At 43.8% G+C, this 21,372-nt stretch carries 14 protein-coding genes; 7 read left to right on the plus strand and 7 right to left on the minus strand.

Annotation, left to right across the window (positions count from 1 at the left end; all coding sequences use genetic code 11):
- Window positions 1-583: 583 nt before the first annotated feature.
- The gene (locus tag V7K25_RS20835; protein WP_335160366.1) at window positions 584-1,837 is read right to left on the minus strand and encodes a DUF4336 domain-containing protein; all 1,254 of its coding nucleotides are present in this window, start codon (window positions 1,835-1,837) and stop codon (window positions 584-586) included.
- Between the two features lie 53 nt (window positions 1,838-1,890).
- Here V7K25_RS20835 and V7K25_RS20840 point away from each other — a divergent pair, with 53 nt between their 5' ends.
- The 3 genes from V7K25_RS20840 (at window position 1,891) to V7K25_RS20850 (ending at window position 6,570) form a co-directional block, all read left to right on the plus strand.
- Window positions 1,891-3,234 (plus strand): cytochrome P450, encoded by a 1,344-nt coding sequence (locus V7K25_RS20840; protein WP_335160367.1) that lies wholly within the window; start codon window positions 1,891-1,893, stop codon window positions 3,232-3,234.
- A gap of 249 nt (window positions 3,235-3,483) precedes the next feature.
- Complete coding sequence (locus V7K25_RS20845; protein ID WP_335160368.1) at window positions 3,484-4,434, plus strand: hypothetical protein; 951 nt, start codon at window positions 3,484-3,486, stop codon at window positions 4,432-4,434.
- A 549-nt stretch (window positions 4,435-4,983) separates the two neighbouring features.
- Complete coding sequence (locus V7K25_RS20850) at window positions 4,984-6,570, plus strand: NCS2 family permease (protein WP_335160369.1); 1,587 nt, start codon at window positions 4,984-4,986, stop codon at window positions 6,568-6,570.
- 43 nt (window positions 6,571-6,613) lie between these two features.
- Here the strand turns inward: V7K25_RS20850 and V7K25_RS20855 are convergent, their stop codons facing one another.
- Entirely contained in the window at window positions 6,614-7,351 is a 738-nt protein-coding gene (locus V7K25_RS20855; protein ID WP_335160370.1) for a LuxR C-terminal-related transcriptional regulator, read from the minus strand.
- 180 nt (window positions 7,352-7,531) lie between these two features.
- On the opposite strand from V7K25_RS20855, the gene V7K25_RS20860 reads away from it, so the two are divergent.
- A complete protein-coding gene (locus V7K25_RS20860; protein ID WP_335160371.1) occupies window positions 7,532-7,960 on the plus strand; it encodes an MAPEG family protein in 429 nt (142 codons plus the stop codon).
- Between the two features lie 248 nt (window positions 7,961-8,208).
- Entirely contained in the window at window positions 8,209-9,105 is an 897-nt protein-coding gene (locus V7K25_RS20865; RefSeq protein WP_335160372.1) for an SDR family oxidoreductase, read from the plus strand.
- 704 nt (window positions 9,106-9,809) lie between these two features.
- On the opposite strand, the gene V7K25_RS20870 is transcribed toward V7K25_RS20865, so the two are convergent.
- From V7K25_RS20870 to V7K25_RS20880, 3 genes are all read right to left on the minus strand, one after another.
- The gene (locus V7K25_RS20870; protein WP_335160373.1) at window positions 9,810-10,088 is read right to left on the minus strand and encodes a hypothetical protein; all 279 of its coding nucleotides are present in this window, start codon (window positions 10,086-10,088) and stop codon (window positions 9,810-9,812) included.
- A gap of 258 nt (window positions 10,089-10,346) precedes the next feature.
- Complete coding sequence (locus V7K25_RS20875) at window positions 10,347-13,616, minus strand: efflux RND transporter permease subunit (RefSeq protein WP_335160374.1); 3,270 nt, start codon at window positions 13,614-13,616, stop codon at window positions 10,347-10,349.
- A gap of 14 nt (window positions 13,617-13,630) precedes the next feature.
- The gene (locus tag V7K25_RS20880; RefSeq protein ID WP_335160375.1) at window positions 13,631-14,893 is read right to left on the minus strand and encodes an efflux RND transporter periplasmic adaptor subunit; all 1,263 of its coding nucleotides are present in this window, start codon (window positions 14,891-14,893) and stop codon (window positions 13,631-13,633) included.
- Window positions 14,894-15,420: 527 nt separating this feature from the next.
- On the opposite strand from V7K25_RS20880, the gene V7K25_RS20885 reads away from it, so the two are divergent.
- Complete coding sequence (locus V7K25_RS20885; RefSeq protein ID WP_335160376.1) at window positions 15,421-15,621, plus strand: hypothetical protein; 201 nt, start codon at window positions 15,421-15,423, stop codon at window positions 15,619-15,621.
- A 360-nt stretch (window positions 15,622-15,981) separates the two neighbouring features.
- Entirely contained in the window at window positions 15,982-16,779 is a 798-nt protein-coding gene (gene egtC, locus V7K25_RS20890; protein WP_335160377.1) for an ergothioneine biosynthesis protein EgtC, read from the plus strand.
- A 348-nt stretch (window positions 16,780-17,127) separates the two neighbouring features.
- Here egtC and lnt read toward each other — a convergent pair whose 3' ends face one another.
- Together lnt and gyrA are read right to left on the minus strand one after the other, a co-directional pair.
- Entirely contained in the window at window positions 17,128-18,780 is a 1,653-nt protein-coding gene (gene lnt, locus V7K25_RS20895) for an apolipoprotein N-acyltransferase (protein ID WP_335160378.1), read from the minus strand.
- The coding region (gyrA, locus tag V7K25_RS20900; RefSeq protein WP_335160379.1) for a DNA topoisomerase (ATP-hydrolyzing) subunit A at window positions 18,761-21,372 on the minus strand (2,612 nt) is incomplete at its 5' end. The genes lnt and gyrA, both read right to left, overlap by 20 nt.

Genomic DNA, 21,372 nt, shown 5'->3' on the forward strand with positions numbered 1-21,372 from the left:
GGTAGCCCTACGCAAAAATAGCTCGATGCCAGGTTTCTTTTTCATTACAAAAGCCTTCTCAATTAACTTTGAGACGGCTTTTGTTTTTACTGGAAGGTAACGAGTCATTAAACAAATACGTCAACATGTCTTAAGGGAATTATCAGTTTTGCGAGTAAAATTCGCCTTCAAATATCTTTGTTGTGGCGAGACTGCTGGTTATGTCTAAAGAGTCGTAGCACCTAGACCTTTCTGAAAATAGGGTAGTTTATTGCGTCTGAGACGCATCAAATCATGAGTTAAATCAGCCCAAAACTCCATTGTACCTACCCATACAAACCCATCTAATTCATTTTTTAGTAAAGACGCAGTGCCAGTCAGGGCAAAAACATCGTCGCAAAAAATCTAGATTATGGAAAATTAAACGTGAGAAAATAAATTAGTTTATAGCGATCGCAACCTAATAGAAACCTTCCAGGAAAGCTCTACAGTTAAAATCCTATCTGGGCAAGGGTTACAAATTATTCTCTGCCGAAAGTGACAAAAGAGGGTTATCAGTTGACCAAACATTGTTCGGGTGAGATATGCAATGCATATTGCTTGATTACACCTTCTCTTTAGCTGGCGTTGCGATACCGCGTTTAACTAGACCCGCTTCAAGTTCCTTAATGAATTTTAAGTCTTCCTCCAATAGAGGCTGGCTTTCGTTAGAAGAAAAGTCATTACTTATAGAGGGATTTTTCTCAAGAAAAGCAAATGCTTGCCGAAATTGACGCGGATTTGCCAAAATTAGCGAGTCAAAGTGACAGGGAATAATCTGCTGAAAATCCCAGCTTGCAACTGTATCAGCCCAGTTGAGGACTTGTCTTGGTGCTTGAGGGAGAATGAGGATTTGCAAAATCGGTGCGACAAATGGTCGCCCCTGACCTCGTAGAGCATCGAATGCCTGCTTCCAGGTTTCTTGCCAGCGAAAAGGAAATAAACCAAAGTACGTTTTTAGCGTTCGCTGTGGTGCTTTGAGAGCATCACGAAACATCTGTCCGATTGGAGTAACTTCCAGCACACTAGGACGCAAATAAAGCGCAAACAATGAAATGCGTTGCCATCCCTTGCGGCGGTTGTCTTCATTATCCTCGATGGTCTCCGAGGCATTTTCCCTTGCATGAAACAGTAAAGGATAAGGATCTAATTGAACGATTTCCGGAGGGTTTTCTGGTACAGAAAGTATAGAATCAGTTACAAGTAGAGTGTGCGATCGCTTATGAAACACTGCAACTTCTGCAAAAGATCCTCGTCCTAAATTGATGTCTAATATTGCATAGTCAAACTCTAGAGCAAAGGGAGCAAGGCTTGAGTCCTCTGGGAGTTCTTGAGTTCGTTTTTGGGGAAAGCCTAGCCAACTAAGTGGCAGGTTAAACGGGAAACTCCACTGATGCGGCGCAACAAAGACTTGTGCTTGAGGAAAACGGCGAGAAAAGGGACCAACGAAAACTTTATGCTCCAGACCAGAACTGGTTGGCAATATGATGTACTTAACTTCACCATGCTTTGTAACCAACTCATTAACCAAGCGAACACACTCACTTGTTGGAGCAACGGGTGCATAGACCAGAAGCCCATTGGCAGCGAGTTTGACGACAGTCATGCGAATCGGAACGATGGTGTAGAGAATGCCATGAAGCTGATCGAATGTCCAGATAGTGCCCTCAACTATTTCTTTGCGAAGTGTCCGCCGCCTCCCGTAGGGGTAGAGTGGTACAGCAGCCCAGAATGGCCATGACCAATCTTTTGGGTGGGTTAAAGGGTATATGTCTTGATCTTGTAGTTCTACCCTTAATTTAGCTCCTTGTGATTTCATCGTCGTTCTATTCACTTAATTTCTAATTAATAATGCGTGACTTTTGAAGTGATATGCAACTACCCAATACTCTCCAAACTCCCTCTTTTTTCCAAAAACTTCATTGGGTTGTTGACCCGATAGGATATATGGAAAGTGCCGCCCATAAGTATTCTGACCTATTCACGGCTGAGATCATAGGTTTTGGGAATACAGCCGTATTTGTACAGCATCCCAAGGCACTACAAGAAATTTTAACGAATGACAGAAAAAAGTTCACTGCTCTTGGTGAGCCTAACAAATTTTTAGAACCTCTCATAGGGAACTATTCAGTTGTCATGCTGGAGGCAGAAGGTCACAAACGACGGCGGCAATTGTTGATACCCCCTTTCCACGGCGATCGCATGAAGGCATATGGTAACTTGATTTGTAGCCTAGCAGAAAATATCTTTAGTCAGCTACCACAAGATCGGTTTTTCTTAGCTAGAACTGCTATGCAGCAGATTTCTTTAGAAGTTATATTACAAGCAGTTTTCGGCTTGTCTGAGGGTGAACGCTATCAAAAACTCAAGCGATTACTGATATTAATAACAGATGTGTTTCAATCTCCCTTGACCTCTGGCTTCCTCTTTTTCTTAATTCTGCAAAAAGATTTAGGTGCTTGGAGTCCTTGGGGAAATTTTCTGCGTCTGAGGCAGCAAATTGATAATTTACTCTATGCAGAAATTGCAGAGCGTCGGCTGCAAAACGATTCTAACCGCATCGATATCCTTTCATTACTTATGTCAGCCAAGGATGAACAAGGTGAATCGATGAGCGATCAACAGTTGCGCGATGAAATGATGACATTGCTACTAGCTGGAAATGAAACTACAGCATCAGCAATGGCTTGGGGTTTGTATTGGATTCATCATTTACCAGAAGTACGTGAAAAAATGCTCCAAGAACTAAATCTTTTAGGTGATTCTCCTAACCCTATGAGCATTGTGCAATTACCTTATCTGACTGCCGTCTGTAATGAAATTTTACGAATTTCTCCTGTAGCTATGCTTACTTTCCCTAGAGTAGTCCAAGAATCAACTGAACTACTGGGACATCATTTAGAGCCTGGGACAGTAATAATTGGCTGCATTTATCTTTTACATCAACGAGAAGATTTATACCCACAGCAGCAGCAATTTCACCCTGAACGCTTTTTGAATCGCCAATTTTCTCCCTATGAATTTATGCCATTTGGCGCTGGTGTTCGTCGCTGTGTGGGTGATGCTTTGGCTCCATTTGAAATGAAGCTCGTTTTAGCAACTATTGTGTCACGCTATAAACTAGCGTTGGTTGAGAAGCAACCAGAAAAGCTACAGCGCAGAGGTATTACGCTGGCTCCTAAGCATGGAGTTAAGATGAGATTTGACGACAATTAGTACCTGTGCCGATTCCGAAAATTCAGTGGAGGATGCTAAAAATAGCACCTCACAAGCCTTACTGCTTGGTGAAAAAGAGCGCTAATTCGGATTAAACAACCACAAACTTCTTTTCGGTTACTGACAATCATGAATTTTATTACTAAGGATGGATGATTTTCAGTTCAACAAACTCGTATTTAATATTACAAATAGTGAAATACTAAATTTATTAGGTAATTAATTTTCCTGGGCTACCAAGGAGTAATAATGGTTTTAAGTCAATATCAACGTGCTGTAGGTGTATTTACTCATCGTCGAGATGCAGAACAAGCACTACATGAGTTGAGAGATTCTGGCTTGGCGATGGAAAAAGTATCTGTAGTTGTACAGAATAGAGACCGCAATTATGAGATTGGTGATGATGAAATAGGTGACAAATCCGACGAAGGCGCAACGGTAGGAGGGCTTTCAGGGGGCGCTGTCGGTGGGTTGACTGGTTTATTAGTAGGTCTAGGTACTTTAGCAATCCCTGGAGTTGGGCCAATAATGCTGGCTGGGGCAGCTGCAACCGCTTTGATTACAACCCTTGTAGGGGCAAGCATAGGTGCAGCTACTGGGACTTTTGCTGGTGCATTAGTTGGTTGGGGAATGTCGGAAGAGCAAGCTAGAGCATATAACCAGCGAGTAGAGGTTGGACACTATTTAATAATCGTAGATTGTACATCTTTTGAAATTGCTAAAGTAGAAGCAATTCTCCTGCGTTGGGGTATTGAAGAGTTTGGCATTTACGAGCATCTCAACAGTGAACATGGAACTACAAATTATCTGACCACCACGACTTCTACTACTTCCCTGCCTAATAAAAGTGGGATTTTGACCAAATATGCTGTTAGTGACTTTAATAACATAGATAATGTTGAAGCTGCAATTAATGATATGTGTGTCGCAGGTTTTCCAGTAAACCAGATTTCCTTAATTTGCAAAGACTTTTCTCAATTTAAAGGATCAACAGGTGTTAATTTAAGTGAGCGCTTTGACGCTATGAGGCTAGGAATAGGAGATGAGTGGGCACGCTTTTACAACGAGCAAATTGAGCAAGGCAATTACATCCTCATCGTTAGTGGCACAGACAATGAGCTTGATTACATTAGCTCGATTTTGGGTAATTGCGGCGTTCAAGAAATTCAAATTTATGACCCAATGTTAATTCGTTCCTAAAAGCGAGTACCGAAAAATTTAATAATAAAACGCCATAACCTCTGCTCTGGGAAGATTATTATTCTTAGAGCTTAGAGAAATTCAAGAACAAGAAAAAGCGGTTCTTCCAGGATGTGGACAAAATATCACGACTCAAAAAGAGCTTCATGCTTGCAATATAGTTAAGCGTATTATTCAAAGTGCTAGCTATACAGCGCTTCCAGCTATTATGCAATACAGTTTTTCTCCTTGCCCTCTCCTATCAAAACTTTCAGATTTGGGGATGTACCTCATAGCTGCCGTAAGTGCTGTAATTCTCAACTGGTTTAATTAACTGATGCGGTTAACTACTGCAATTGGCTGTAACGAAACTTCGATTCTTTTCAAGGAGCCAAGGATCATTTTGGTGTTACAGCGAAAAGCTGGCAGAAATTAGCAGATAGCGAATTTTACAATTAGCTATATTGAGAACAGAAAACTATCTATAAACTATCACCTGTAATACAATTGCTGGTATTCTAAAAGCGGCAAGACCATTGCCAGACTAATTGGCAAAGCAAAAGTAAAACAATGGAAATCGCTACAACCAGAGTACCTCGTTGGTTCGTTCGCAGAGACATTGATGGTTTATTTGGGTTGGCGCTTGATAATTTTATTCAAATTTTATTGATTGTCAATTTGTGCCAAGTAGTGCTTGGCTTTCCTGCGTCGTTAGTTCATGGGCGCATTTTGCCTGGAGTTGCAATAAGTTTGATTGTTGGTAACTTCTATTACGCAAGGCTAGCCAAAGAGCAAGGCAAACGTGAACAGAGGGACGATATTACTGCTTTGCCTTATGGAATTAACACCGTCAGTCTTTTTGCCTATATTTTTCTGGTGATGCTACCTGTAAAATTGGCGGCAGTTTCTGGTGGTGCATCTGGCGAACAAGCTGCTGAATTAGCTTGGCAAGCAGGATTGGTGGCTTGCTTTGGTTCCGGTTTGATAGAATTTGTCGGAGCTTGGGGAGGAGAGCCACTTCGTCGCCTTGCTCCCCGTGCAGCATTGCTTTCGACTTTGGGCGGTATTGCAATCACTTTTATTGCTATTGGTTTTCTATTTCGTACCTATGCCAATCCCGTAGTCGGCTTGGTGCCTCTTGGTGTAATTCTGTTGACTTATTTTGGGCGAGTGCAATTTGCCATACCTGGCGGCTTGTTGGCTGTTCTGTTGGGAATTGCTCTTGCTTGGGGGACAGGTTTGGTCAGTTGGGATCATGCCAAGTTTATCGCTACCCTGGAACCAATTAGGCTTTATCTCCCTTCTTTGTGGCTAGGAAAATTGTGGGGTAGTCGTTCAGTCTTAGTCGAATATTTCAGCATCATTCTACCAATGGGGTTATTTAATCTTGTTGGCAGTCTCCAGAATTTAGAAAGTGCCTCAGCTGCGGGTGATACTTATCCTGTGGCTCCGTGTCTGAGGGTAAATGGTATTGGTACATTGGTTGCTGCTATTTGTGGTTCCTGTTTCCCGACTACTATTTATATTGGTCATCCTGGCTGGAAAGTTATGGGAGCAAGAGTCGGTTACTCTATACTCAATGGCATAATTATGGGCTTGCTTTGCCTGAGTGGAACTGTGGCAATGCTGGCTTACTTTGTCCCGGTTGAAGCCGGGATGGCAATTGTATTGTGGATTGGAATTGTGATTGTCGCTCAAAGCTTTACAGCCACACCGTCACATCATGCACCTGCTGTGGTTGTTGGTCTATTACCCGGCATTGCTGGTTGGGGTGCGCTAATTGCTAAAAATGCACTTCGGGCAGCAGGCTTGGGCACGCCGGAAAAACCTTTAACACCAAACTTGATTGAGCAGTTTAAGTTGAGCGATACATATATTGACGGGGCTTTTGCTCTTGAGCAAGGGTTTATTTTTTCCGCCATGATTTTAGCTGGTATCACAGTTTACATTATTGAGCGCAAGTTTCGCCAAGCCGCCTATTGGTCTATAGTCGCTGCTATAATTTCTTGGGTTGGGTTGATGCACAGTTATCGTTGGACTGTTGCAGATACAGTTGTTAATTTCGGCTGGGGAACTGGTGCGCCTTGGGCTATTGGCTATATAATGCTTGCAATTCTCTTTTTCTATGTCGATTGGCAAGAAAAACGCAAGGCTTGATGCGATCGCTCCGCAGTCCCCAACCGTCAAGGATACGAATAAGCTATTTTGACGTTTCTAGAACTGATAAATCTGGATTTGCCCCCGGTGAATGATGCCTTGGAGCTAAAAGTTGTGCAACCATCTCTGCACGAGACGAAACCTCAAGCTTACGAAACATTCGCTTTAAGGCTTGCTTGACAGAATTTTCGGTAATCCAAAGTTGATAACCAATTTCTGCGTTAGTTTGCCCCAAAGCAACCAATTCTGCAATCTGTAATTCACGAGGCGTTAAACGATTAGTTTTAAAAGGTTGGGGCTGCGACTTTCCTTGATAAATTGCTTGTGAACCAACTGTTGTAGCCCAAACAGATAAGTGCAGGCAAATGGCGCTCAAATCGCTTAAATTTTGTGTATCAAAGGCAGGCATTGACTTTTCACGGGTGCAACCCACTACGCCAACTAATTTATTGCGATTAATGATCGGCCCCGCCATCACATGCCAATGATCGGGGCGGGGACAGATGATTTTCCAAGCCTTTGGTGATGTCACTAATGCTTCGTGGACAGGCGCATGATGCTCCACCAGATAACGCGCTACAGGATTGTGTTCAATGGATAGTGCAATTTTCAGAATTTTATGTTGATTGCTATCGGCTAAGGGTAGTTGCTCGAAGAAAAAAATTCTCCATCGTTTGGCGGCAAAATACTCACCAATTTTCGGCACGACTTGCGATCGCAGATCATGCTCACTACGGGCTTGATTGATGGCTTCAAAAATAAGCTTCAAGGGACTTGTCATAAGTGAAGTTGACTCAAGTGTACCCGTTCGAGGTCTAGAAGCATTGGAATACTAAGCCTATATTATCTTTAATCTCAACAACACTTTGATATGAGAGTCAAGAAAGGAAATTGCTCATTCTGCCGATGCAGCAGTCTATCGTCTACCCGTCGGCAGAATGAGCAAATTTAAGAGGTACAAATGGCACAAGAGGCAATTTTCAGTCCTTTCTTTGCAACGGTGTTTTTAACACTCATAGTCTGGGTGTATATGTACATCCGCCGTATCAGTTTCATTAAAAGTAGAAAGATCCGCCCGGAGGATCTTGCTGTACCCAGCACACTAGCCCAGATATCACCACCAAATGTATCCAATCCATCAGATAACTTCAAGAACCTATTCGAGATCCCGGTACTTTTCTATGCGCTCGTAATATATCTGTTCATCACGAAGCAGGTAGATGCAGTGTATGTGAATGCCGCGTGGATCTTTGTTGTGTTTCGCGTATTGCACAGTGCTGTCCATTGCACATTCAATCTGATCGTGCTTCGGTTCTATCTCTACCTATTGGCAACGCTTGCGGTGTGGTTTATTGCGATCCGCGCAGCCTTTATCCACTTTGGCACGTAAATACGTAAAAGAAGCTAAACTTCCTAAAATGTTGAATTAGTGATGTTTGCAAGTATCTTACCCAAAACTTTCTTGGAGCAAGTAGACGCAACAGCTGCTTGTTTGAAGTCTGCCAAAAGGTAGAGCAGAACAGATACACCAGAGTCTTAAACCTGTTACTAATTGCAACAAGAATGCTGCACCAAGTGGGTAGATACGATGTAAAAGCGATTTTACAATTGAACTCACCACAATATGGAAGTATAAAGATGACAAACGCGCGATTGAAGATGCAAGATCCACGTCAGCAATATCCAGGGCCACCCTTTCCTCGTCAACCGCAGCCAGCACCGGGACTAGCTAAACAGATGAACCCTCAGCCGGATCACGGCGAACAGAGCTATACAGGATGTGGAAAACTTACAAACCGAAAGGCGTTGATTACCGGAGGAGATTCTGGTATCGGACGTGCCGTAGCGATCGCGTTTGCGCGTGAAGGGGCTGATGTGGCAATCTGCTATCTTCCCAGTGAAGAACCGGATGCACAAGAGACTATAGAACTGATCGAACAAACAGGACGTAAAGCCGTCGCTCTTGGAGGTGACATCAAGGATGAGAATTTTTGCCGAAAACTCGTGGCAGACGCAGTAGAATCTCTGGGTGGTTTAGATATTCTTGTCAACAATGCTGGCGCACAAGAAACTCAGCCCTCTCTTGGCGATATCAGTTCTGAGCAGTTCGATAAGGTGCTTAAAACCAACCTATATGCGCTCTTTTGGATTACGCAGGCAGCAGTGCCACATCTGAAACCAGGTGCAGCCATCATTAATACAACTTCTATTCAGGCGTATAATCCTTCAGAGAACATCATTGACTATGCAATGACCAAAGCAGGCATTGTTGCTTTCACAAAAGCACTTTCCAAACAAATGATTGAGAAGGGTGTACGCGTCAATGCTGTAGCGCCGGGCCCGTTTTGGACACCGCTACAGCCCAGTGGCGGTCAGACTCAAGAAAAGATTGAGAAATTTGGCTCTACGGTTCCAATAGGACGACCCGGACAGCCAGTAGAGATCGCTCCAATATACGTTCTCCTTGCTTCACAGGAGGCAAGCTACATCACGGGAGAGGTTTATGGCATAACGGGTGGTGTCGGTATTGCCTAATGTCCCTTTGTGTTGTGAGTTGACAATCGATTGCTCATGTAATGGAGTATGTCGCGGACTGTAGAGAAAAGGTTTGCTGATACTGTGCTGTTTGCGAGGAGAGCAAAAAACTTGGGGATAAACTCTCACAAAAATAGCACAGTTAAGTAGACCGACATGAATAATTCAAGGTTTGTAGTGAGCGGCTCCAGCCATCATTTGAGGACTTTAGTCCTCTCTTCGAGACGCTGCGCGAACACTACAAACTAATCTTAAGATTTTTTACATTACTTAATCTAGTTTGATTTATTCTTATGGACTTACAGCAAGCTATTCACGACTACAATTACAAAACAACAGATAGAACAGATAAATATATATTGATATCTAATTAAAATTAAAATTCTGGTTGTGTGGCAAAGCTGTAGCCTTTGCCCTTGGCATTGGCGTAACCGTAATGTTAAGCGTGAGTATGACAAAAACTTATACAAAGCACGACAACGGAAGTAAAAATTTATTTGCCAAAGTCAAGCAATATGGAGCAATTGCCACACGTTATGACGACAAGCGGGCCAGGAACTTTTTAGGTACAATTTATCTTACTGCTGTCGTTATCTGGCTTAATTGATGACACGCACTAGGTCAACTCTTCCACATTTTCTACCTTAGTAGAATGTTGTTGTATGGGGAAGTATTTTGAAAGAATAATGTCTTACACTAACAGATCAGTAATTTTTTTTATCTGTACTTGAGTGAATAGCTTTGTTCAAATCCCGTAACAAGTTTTCTTCTGCATCTTGCTCTTGCTTGAGTTCTCGAATCATTTCTTGACTAGAACCAATCAGCAAGCCAGCGACTGCACCAACGATCGCGTATTTTTGCTCCAAATTTTGATACATTTGGCTCGTGTAAGGGCAAGGAAGTAAACTAGCAGCAATAAAACCAATCCCTGCACCGACAAATGCTGTCACAAAGCCAGAGAAAGCGACCAATCTAGCATTCATTTGCTTTACTCCAATGCTTATAAAGTTGCTAAATTATTAGGAGATACTATTATTGTCTCAGCCTCTCCTAAAGTTGCAACTTAATCTTTACCTCTTGTAATAGAATGCAGAGTGGGGCAGGGGGAGCAGGGGAAGAAGATATCTGATATTTGTGTTGGATGGAGGAATTGAGTAATTTAATTTTTGGACTTCTCTAACTTCTGTACAGACGCGATTAATCGCGTCTGTACTCCTAACTTTTAACTCCTATTTCCTTTTTCAATGACTCGAATCATTACGTCTGTTATCATCGGCATTCTGCCTGACAATTACAGATGAATGTTGATGAGCGATCGCTCTTGATTGTCCATCTTGGTTTCCATCGTTGTTTCCATCTGGGGATGGCGGTTGGGAACGATTAGCAGGTTTATTTTTCAAGAAGCGTTCTTCTAAAGTTTTGATGATTACGTACAGGACTGGAACAATCAGCAAACTCAAAATTGTTGCTACGAGTAGCCCGCCAAATAAGGCTGTTCCTAATGACCAGCGCGAGGCAGAACCGGCTCCGGTGGCAATTACCAGGGGGAAAAATCCCAGCAAGGAAGCGCTTGAAGTCATCACAATCGGTCGGAATCGTTCTTGCGCTGCGGTTATGGCTGCTTGTCGAATCGTCACGCCTTCTTCAAGGGCTTGATTGGCAAACTCGACGATCAAAATCGCGTTCTTCGATGCTAATCCAATCAGCATCACTAACGCCACGTTGGCGTAGACATCATTAACCAAACCTCGCAAAGCTAAGGCACTCAATGCGCCTAACAACGCTAACGGTACAGTTAACAAAATAATCGCCGGATCAATATAACTTTCATACTGAGCAGCCAGCGTCAGAAACACCATAATGATTCCGAAGCCAAAAATCAAAATCCCCAAATTACCTGCACTTAATTCTTCGCGGGCAGTGCCAATCCAATCACTGCCAACCCCCGGTGTTGCTGCTTCAGTCACCGCTTGTTGCATTGCTTGAATCGCCTGTCCACTACTGTAGCCCGATGCTTCTCTACCTTGTATATCGATCGCGCGGAAGCCGTTGTAATGGGAAATTACAGATGGCCCTGTAGTCGGTGTGATTTTCACAACCTCACTTAATGGCACCATTTGGTTATTTGCCGATCGCACATAAAGCCGCCGAATATCATCTGGCGATCGCCGATAGTTCGCATCTGCCTGAACATATACGCGGTAGGTACGCTGTGCCAAGGTAAAATCGTTAACATACTGGGAGCCAATTGCAGCTCCAAGTGTGCTGACAGCTTCTTGAAAATCGATGTTAAGTGCTTCTAAACGAGTGCGATCGAAGTCAATTTGAAACTGTGGTGTACTAGCAGTAAACTGGGTAAAAACGCCGCCTTTGAGCGCCGGTTTTTGATTTGCTTGGGCGATCACCGTTTGAGCGTTAGCATAAAAATCATCTATTGTCAATCTTCCATTAGTACGGTCTTCTAGCTGTAACTCAAATCCCCCTAAAGTACTAAAGCCTTGAATCGGTGGGGGACTGACTGCGGTGATAATAGCTTCTGGAATCGTTGCAAATTCTTTATTGATTCGGGCTAAGATTGCAGAGGCAGTTTGATCGGGTTGACTGCGCTCCTCCCACGGCTTGAGTTTTGCAAAGAAGACACCGCGATTTGAACCACTACCTGCAAAACCAAATCCCGAAGTGGCGAAAATGTTATCAACCTCCGGTTCTTTTTCGAGAATTTGTTCGAGTTTTGTAATTACTTGATCGGTATAGTTGAGGGCAACTCCATCTGGGCCTTGAATAATACCTAAGACAATTCCCTGGTCTTCGCTCGGAACAAATCCGGTGGGAACATGGGTAAACATAAAATAAGTGGCAGCTAAACCAACCACAAATAATCCGATTACCGCATAACGAAGGCGAATCAGAAAATTCACGATCGCTAAATACTTTTCAATTATCCATTGTAAAATTTGATTGAAACGGCCAAAAAACCAACCAAGCGGGCCGCGTGCAGGCTGAGGCGGGCGGAGCAAAATTGCCGATATACTCGGACTAAAGGAAAGGGCATTAAACGTTGATATGGCGATTGAAAAAGCAATGATCAACGCGAACTGTTGATACATTTTTCCTGTTGAACCTGGGAAAAATGCCACCGGGATAAAAACTGCCATCAATACCAGCGACGTTGAAACTACCGCTCCGGTAAGTTCATCCATTGCCTCGACTGATGCTTGAAGTGGTCGCACTCCCTGTTCAACTTTGCGGGCGATCGCTTCCACAACGATAATGGCATCATCTACAACTAATCCTGTTGCCAAAATTAAGCCAAATAACGTTAAATTATTCAACGAGAATTTAAACACGAAAGCAAATGCTAACGCCCCAATCAGTGAAACGGGAATGGCAACCAGGGGAATAATTGTAGCTCGCCAGTTTTGCAGAAACAGAAAAATCACCAGTACGACAAGAGCGATCGCTTCAACTAGTGTTTTCAGCACTTCTTCGAGTGATGCTTGCACAAATCCAACGGTATCGTAGACAATTTTAGCCTGTAAGCCCGGTGGAAAGTCTTTCATCAACTCATTCATCTGAGCCTGAACGTTTTTTGAAACATCCAGGGCGTTACTACCAGGTGACTGATAAATTGCAATGCCGATCGACGGTTTACCATTATTTCTAGCATTGCTGCTGTAAGTCTCCGAGCCGAGTTCTGCACGACCCACATCTTGGAGTTTAATTAAATCGCCATTACTTCCGGCTTGAATGACTAGATTTTCAAACTCTGACGCATTTTTAAATTGACCATTGACTCGCAAGGGAATTTCATAACTTTGACCTGGAGGGATAGGCGCTTGACCTAAGGTTCCAGCTCCTGCAAGAATGTTTTGCGATCGCAATGCCGTAGCGACATCTGTCACAGTTAAGCCTCGACTTGCCAGTGCATTTGGATCGAGCCACAACCGCATTGCATACTGTTTTTCACCAAAAATTGTTAAATCCCCAACTCCTGGCGTTCTCAGCAGTTGATCTCGCAAATTCAGATCGATATAGTTACTAATAAACAGCGCGTCATACTCATTATTTTCTGGATAAAGAGCATAGACTAACAAAATACTTGTAGAAGATGTTTGCGCTGTCACACCAAATTGTTGCACCGTTGTCGGTAGGCGAGGTGTAGCACGGGCAAGACGATTCTGGACGTTAACCTGGTCAATATTTTTATCCGTCTGTGACCCGAAATATACCGAAATTTGGCTACTACCAGCTGAACTGTTTGAGGTCATGTACTGCATTCCCTCAACACCGTTAATTTGTCGCTCCAGCGTAGTTGTCACCGCAGTTTCGACAGTTTCCACATCTGCCCCAGTATAGGAAGCTGAGACTTGAACGCGAATCGGTGCAATATCTGGTAAGTAATTGAGCGGCAGCAACGGAATACACACGCCACCGACAATCAGAATGAGTAGAGTGCAAACGGTAGTTAATACCGGGCGTTTAATGAAGGTATTCGCGATCGAAAAAATCATAAATTATCCTGGATTTATGATATTGGTTGGATTGGTACGCCTTCTCTAAGTTTGAGAATGCCAGAAGTTACAATCGTTTCGCCGGATTTAAGCCCATCGGTAACTTGATAATTGGGCCCTTGAATATCTCCCAGGCGCACTAAACGCTGATGCACAACTTGCTGCTGTTGTCCATTTACGGTTTTGTTTTCGGTGACAAACACAAAACTTTGTCCACCAATGCGAGAAATTGCAACGGTGGGAATTAAGATACCTGGTTGTTGATTCCAAATCACGCGAGCTTGAACGTATTGTCCATCGCGCAATCGCCCTTGGGAATTCCGAAAGCGGGCTTTGCTCAAAACTGACTGTTGATTAGAACTTACATTTGGAGAAATGTAGTTAATCGCACCTGTACCAAGTACTTGCTGGGTGGTGGGATCGATTAACTGAACGGGTAAGCCAGTTCGTAATTGACGCAATCGATTTGATGGTATAGAAAGATTGAGATCCAGTGAATCGTTTTGTGTAAGTGTGGTAATTGTTTGTCCGATGTTGACATAATCTCCAATCTTGACCGGAAATTCGCCAACTACGCCAGTAATGGGTGCTACCACTTGCTTGAAACCGAGGTTAACTTGTGCCGCAGCCGTACTTGCTTGAGCTTGACGGATATTTGCCTGTGCTTGCCGGACAGATGCTCCCGATGCTGCAACTTGTTTTTCGGCTGCTTGCAGGTCTGCGATCGCACTTTGTAAGTTATTTCTAGCAACGTCTGACTCTTGTCTAGCTAAGGCTCCTTGGCTAACTAACTGTTGGGTACGATTGAATTGTGTCTGTTGCAGTTGAACATTTGCGGCTGCTTTGACACGTTGGGCTTCGGCTTGTTGTTGCTGTGCTTGGGCAGTTGCTAATGCTGCTTGGGCTGAACTTGCAGCTGCGATCGAACTGGCGACATTAGCCTGAGTCTGATCTAAACTCAAGGATGCGATCGGCGTACCTTGCTGCACTCGCTGACCACTCGACACGAGAATCGATTCGATTCGTCCCTGAGTTTGGGGCTGTAGTATGACTTTTTGCTGCGCCTCCAACGATCCGACAAACTGGGAACTTTCTTCGATTGTACCTGTGCCAATTTTCTGAAGTTTCACCGGCAATGCTGGCGGGCTTTGAGCGTTTGCTGCCGGATCGTTTTTTTGACAACCACTCGTCAATGCTGTGAGCATTAGCGTGATAACTAATACTGGACTTGCGAGTAATAGGTTTAAGTATTTAAGTAAATAAGAACGTTTTAACATGAAACAAAATGCTCATCGGCTAAATTTATACACTGCATAACTATTCAATCTCAAGCCAAGAGATTGAGAAAGCCTAAGAACTCCAGCATTGCCGCAGTAAATTTTCTAGGTATCTAGATATTTGGTTAATCATTAGTTAATCATTAGATAGATGCATCTTTCGTCTGAATCGCGGCTTTACCTCAAACAAACTCATCTTTGAAAATCTCTGGATTAATATTAGATGAGTCGAATGGATTAAAAAAATTACCAGAGATAGAGATAATTAAGTTTGTAGGGTAGATATAGCGGTTCACGGTTGAGCGAGGGACAAGAAGCGTTTGGTTGCGTAGAAGTGGCATCGGCTTGTCGCTAGACATCGCTCAATATAGCAATTATTTGGAACATCGACGTAATACTCCCATTGATTCTACGTTAGCTTTTGTTGGCAATGCCTGTTAGTAATGCAAACCTTCCCTCTTTGACAGGTGCTACTGTGTACACACAAGTTTTTTAGAGTTACTGCGTAACGTAGAGTAAGTTAATTTTTGCAGGTCAATGCAACAAAGGTGCAGGTCAATGCAACAAAGGTGCAGGTCGATGCAACAAAGGTGCAGGTCGATGTAACAAAGGTACAGGTTGATGCAACAAAGGTACAGGTCAATGCAACAAAGGTACAGGTCGATGCAACAAAGGTGCAGGTCGATGCAACAAAGGTGCAGGTCAAGAGACTTGTGTGTATACCGTAGCCGAGGGGTGAGAGGGACAGATTTGAACTTTAGTTCAAGTCAGGGAGAGGTTCATCGAACTCACGTTGAACTAATGGGGTATCAATAAATTATCCTGTTATAAATGATAGGCATAAAATAGCAATATCTTTTACTTCCTTTAGTTATATCTAAATTTATTTAATCTATTTGTTAGAAAAAATCCTTCTAAAATTCGCAAACAAAACCATGACTTTAGTCATAGTTAAAGCGTACACAATATAAAAAATAATTGTTAAATTTAGTAAAGATTCGCAGTAATTGCACAGTTAAAGGGTTCGATTGGTATCGGGGCTTGTAACTGAATTTCGTTCGTTACTCTTTCAGCAACGTCGCTTTTTTATGTGTAGATTAATTGGCTACCTTGGTAATTCCATCCTATTAGATGAGTTGCTGTATAAACAGGAGCATTCGCTCTACAAACAAAGTTACAGTCCTTTGGAATTAAAATCAGGAGTAGTTTGTGCAGACGGGGTAGGTTTAGGCTGGTATAACGAAGTGGGTAAACCCTTTATTTACCGAAACACGATCCCGATGTGGAACGATCCGAATCTGGAAGAGTTGAGCAACTATGTACAATCTACTTGTACTGTCGGCTATGCGCGATTAGCTGGGATAGGTGAATCGCTCGACATTAGCAACTGTCAGCCATTTCGCAGTGGGAAACTGTTGTTTGTGCATAATGGCGAAATCTCAAACTTTCAACAGACTCTTTATAGACCAATTCGTGACAGCCTCTCTGATTGCACATATCGCCTGATTAAAGGCATGACTGACTCTGAACACATCTTCGCTTTGTTAGTGGAAATGTGGCAGTCATCTCCAAACAGCACTCTGTTCTCAGCCTTACGTGCCACGGTTCAAAAATTGACTGAGTTGGCATCAAAATACGACACTAGCTTTAGTGCCAATATAATTGTCACTGATGGTCAAGCAATTGCAGCAATTCGCTACGCTTACGGCACACAAGCTCCTACTCTTTATTGGTCTTGTGATGCACTCAAGCAACCAGACCAAATTATTGTTGCCTCTGAGCGTTTATCTAACCAAAATTGGACTGCTTTTGGTGAGCAAACTATGTTATTTTTTCAAGCTCATTCATTACAGCCAACAATTAGTCTGTTGGATAAATTTGCTTAATTGGGGTTAGATAAACATTGCGGCAGGTTACTGTTATAAAATAATTCTTACCATTATTGGTAAGAGTTTAAAATAAAATTGATATTTTTTGGATTTAATCAGTAGCGATCGCCTGCATCTAAAATGATTTGCTTATCACGGGAGGCATCCATACTAAATATTATGTCCGCTTGATTACTTATTAAACCCGAAGAACCCCACCCCCAAACCCTCCCCGCAGGCGGGGAGGGGAGACAAAGCACAGCTAGCTTTGGCGAGGTGGGGTTCTTTTCTTATGGGTAATTTGGCGGACATGATATAAGTTGTGTTCAGAGGTAGTATCTTGGAATCAGGGAAAAAAGTTAATTACTAATCACTTATTTTCTTGGTATGCCCAAGTTTAATTAATAGCCAAGCTCCTCCAGAGGATATCAATAACAATGGTGTCAACCAATCACCCCAACGCACATATAAAGTCTGCGTCTGTCGCCGATAAATTGTTTCAGCATGAGTTTCGTAAGTATTATATCCAGATATCCACAAGGTTCTACCGTGAGGATCTATAAAGCCTGAATATCCTGTATTAGTTGCCCGTGCTGACCATCTATCAGTTTCAATTGCCCGCATGATATCCTGTGCATGGTGCTGGAATGGCATGGATGCAGTGTAATGAGCATCGTTAGAAGAACTGACAATAAATTGCCCACCCGCAGCAGCTTGACGGCGAAATTGCTCAGGAAAAGCAGATTCATAACATATACTAGCGATCGCACGACCAAAAGGAGTATCAAATATTTGATTTGCTGAACCCGGAACTTGGTGTGCCTCCAAAGGTGACAAGCGTTGAATTATCCCACCTAAAATTCCTTCAAAGGGAATATATTCTCCCAAAGGTACTAGTTTGGACTTATCGTAGCGGCTGACAATTTCACCCTTCCTGTTGAAAGTAAACAAGGTAATTGTATAACTGTCTCCCCGTTCGCCAAAAGCCCCAATCCAAGCAACTACACCTTTCTCCTTCACGGCTGCGACTAAAGCAGTTTCCATCAAGTTACGCTGGAAAATAGGTAAGGCTCCCTCTGGGGTGAGGACTGCATCTACACCTTGGTCTGCTAAAGTTAGATATCCATTAGTATAGTTTTCTTGGGCGCGACGAAACCCTTCAGAACTTCGTAAAAGTCGGTTCGGGATATTACCCTGAACAATCCCCACTTTCAAGGCTGCTTCTGGTACTTGGGCGATGGGACGGCTATATAAGATAAAACCGATGAGGTGTAAGGTAATTAATAATCCTGTGGCGGTAACTAAATATTTATTAACGAACCGCAGAGGCGCGGAGGACACAGAGGAAATTCTCTCTGCGCTCTCTGCGTCTCTGTGGTTCGTCCATCCTTCAGCAATTAAACCATTAACAGCAACGATCGCAGCTGTCACAGTATTAGGCCCAGAGAGTTGCCCTAAATGTAAAATTACGAGATTGTGCGGACTTTGAGTGTAAGCCAGGGAACTCCACCACAGAGGCCCGGCACTCCACAGACTCTCTAAGCCACACCAGACGGCTGTACCAATCAGTATACGTAGCCACGGTTTTTGTCCGTTTAGGCGAACTATCACAGCCGCCCAAATACTAAGGAATACCCCTCCCAAAACACTGATAAATCCCCAACAAAAAAGCGTGATTAACAAACTTGGCAACCAAGGAACGCCCAACCATGTCATCGGATGAATTCCGGTAATCCAAAATAGGGCGACACTGTGATAACCTATACCCCACAAGAAAGCAGGGGGAGCAGAGGGAGATGATGGAGCAGGGGGGGATTGGTTTTTGCGTTTGGCTGAAGTGACAATTAGCACCCATAAGGGGACTAGGGCAATCCAAGCCAAGAACCATGCACCTACAGGGGCGACGGTTAGCCCCATTAAAATGCCGCTAGTTAAGGCAATTAAGCAAGGGAGTAAAGAGATAAACCTCTCCCCTTGCCTCCCCTGTGCCCCCTGCTTTTTATTCTGCTTCTTCTGCATCGGCAGCATCAGGTGGAACTATTGCTACTCCGATAATGGCGTCATCTTCGTCTAAACGCTGCACTCTGACTCCAGTTGCCGATCGCGATTGGATAGAAATCGCATTCACTGCTTGACGGATGATAATACCGCGATTTGTTACCATCATGATTTCATCATCATCATTGTTGACAATGCGTAGGGTTGCCAACTTATCCTTAGTTTTGCGGTTTTTGAACTTGGTTGCCATTAAACCCTGACCAGCACGATTTTGCAGGCGGAATTGGGCAACTGGTACGCGCTTACCATATCCTCCCATTGTAATTACCAACACCCAAGGGCCAACAATGCCACTGCTAGGCACTTCTGCGGACTCTTCATTAGTTTCAGTAATTTCGATATCTTCTGTTTCGATTGTTTCGATTGTTTCGATATCTTCAGTTTCGGCTTCTGTAACTATATCCAAAGTTTCAAGAATTGCTGCGGGGAGGATATCCATACCCACCAGTTCATCTTTATTTTTTAGTTTCATGGCTTTTACCCCACGAGTCGCCCTACTTAAAGGACGCAGTTGTTCGTGGTTGCACCGGAAGTTAATCGCCATTCCGTTCCGAGAACCAATGATTACACTGTCCTCTACTCTAGCGCGTCGTACCCAGCGCAGTTGGTCGCCTTCTTCTAAGGAAATGGCAATCAAACCATTGGCGCGAATGTGACTAAACGCGGCCAATTCGGTTTTTTTGATATTGCCGCCCTTGGTGAGCATGACCAGATATTCTTCACTGCTAAACTCGTCAACAGGTACAATGGAGGTGATTTTTTCCTCTTTGGGAATCGGTAGCATCTGGACAATTGGTGTCCCTCGGCTAGTACGCGAACTTGCTGGAATTTGATAAGCTCTCAGGCAATAAACAACACCACGCTCACTAAAGAATAAAATACTGTCGTGATCGCAGCAAGTCAAAAAATGCTCAATGGTATCATCATCTTTCACCTTGGCTGCGGCTTTGCCTCTGGTAGCACGGCTTTGCGCTTCAAAGGTGTTAACTGGCATCCGTTTGATGTAGCCTTGCTCTGTAACCAAAATTATTGCTTTTTCATTGGCAATTAGGTCACGGTCATCTAATTCGCCTTCCCCTGGTAAAATCACCGTGCGCCGGGGTGTGGCAAAGTTAGTTTTTAATTGCGCGACTTCGGTTTCAATGATTTCTAGCACTCTTTCCCGGCGTGCCAAAATATCTTGCAAATCAATAATTTTCGCTTGTAATTCCTCGTGTTCCAAACGAATTTTGTCTGCTTCTAAGGCAGTCAACCGCCGCAATTGCATTTGCAAAATCGCATCTGCTTGCACTTCCGAAAGTCCGTAAGTTGTGATTAATTCGCCTTTGGCTGTCGGCGCATCGGGAGCATGGCGAATTAAGACAATAATTGGATCTAACTGGGATAGGGCAATTAATAATCCTTGCAGGAGATGATCGCGTTCCTCGGCTTTCCGCAGTTCGTAGCGGGTGCGTCTAGCAATGGATTCGATGCGGAAATCCAAGAAGACGGTTAAGAACTGCTTGAGGGTGAGTACTTGGGGTTCGCTATTCACTAACGCCAGCATGTTCGCGCCGAAGTTGGCTTGCAGTGGCGTTTGCTTGTAGAGGTTATTTAGAACGACGCGGGGATAAGCATCACGCTTGAGTTCTATGACAACTCGCATTCCGTCGCGATCGCTTTCATCCCGGATATCTGCGATGCCCTCTAGCCGCTTCTCGTTCACCATTTCGGCGATTTTTTCAATCAGCGCCGCTTTATTGGTTTGATAGGGCAATTCGGTGATGATAATTGCTTCTCTATCTGGCCGTCCCCGTTGTTCAACGGTTTCAATGTTCGCCACACCACGCATGGTGATGGAACCACGCCCGGTGGTGTAAGCTTCTCGAATGGCAGATGTCCCCAAAATTTGCGCCCCAGTCGGAAAGTCTGGGCCGTGGACATACTGCATTAATTCGAGATCGGTGATTTCTGGATTGTGGATTACAGCCACCAAAGCATCAATCAATTCGCCCAAATTATGCGGCGGAATGTTAGTTGCCATACCCACGGCAATCCCAGAGGAACCGTTGAGCAACAACTGGGGAATCCGCGCCGGTAGCACTGTGGGTTCTTGCTGGGAACCGTCGAAGTTATCGGCAAAATCTACGGTTTCATACTCGATGTCGTGCAGTAACCCGGCGCTAGTTAAAGCTTGCAAGCGGCATTCTGTGTACCGCATGGCGGCTGGCGGATCGTTGTCTACCGAACCGAAGTTACCATGTCCGTTAACTAGGGGCGATCGCATGGAAAAATCCTGCGCCATCCGCACCAAGGCATCATATACTGCTGTGTCACCGTGGGGGTGATATTTACCCAACACTTCCCCCACCACACGGGCGCATTTCTTAAAGGGGCGATCGTGGAGCAGACCTAGCTCGTGCATTGCGTAGAGAATGCGACGATGCACAGGTTTTAGACCATCCCTGGCATCTGGCAACGCCCGACCCACTATCACGCTCATGGCGTATTCCAGATAAGACTGCGACATTTCGGTTCGCAAGTCTATCGGGATAATCCTCTCCTGTGAGGTTG

It is taken from the genome of Nostoc sp. (assembly GCF_036919495.1).
GTDB lineage: Bacteria > Cyanobacteriota > Cyanobacteriia > Cyanobacteriales > Nostocaceae > Nostoc.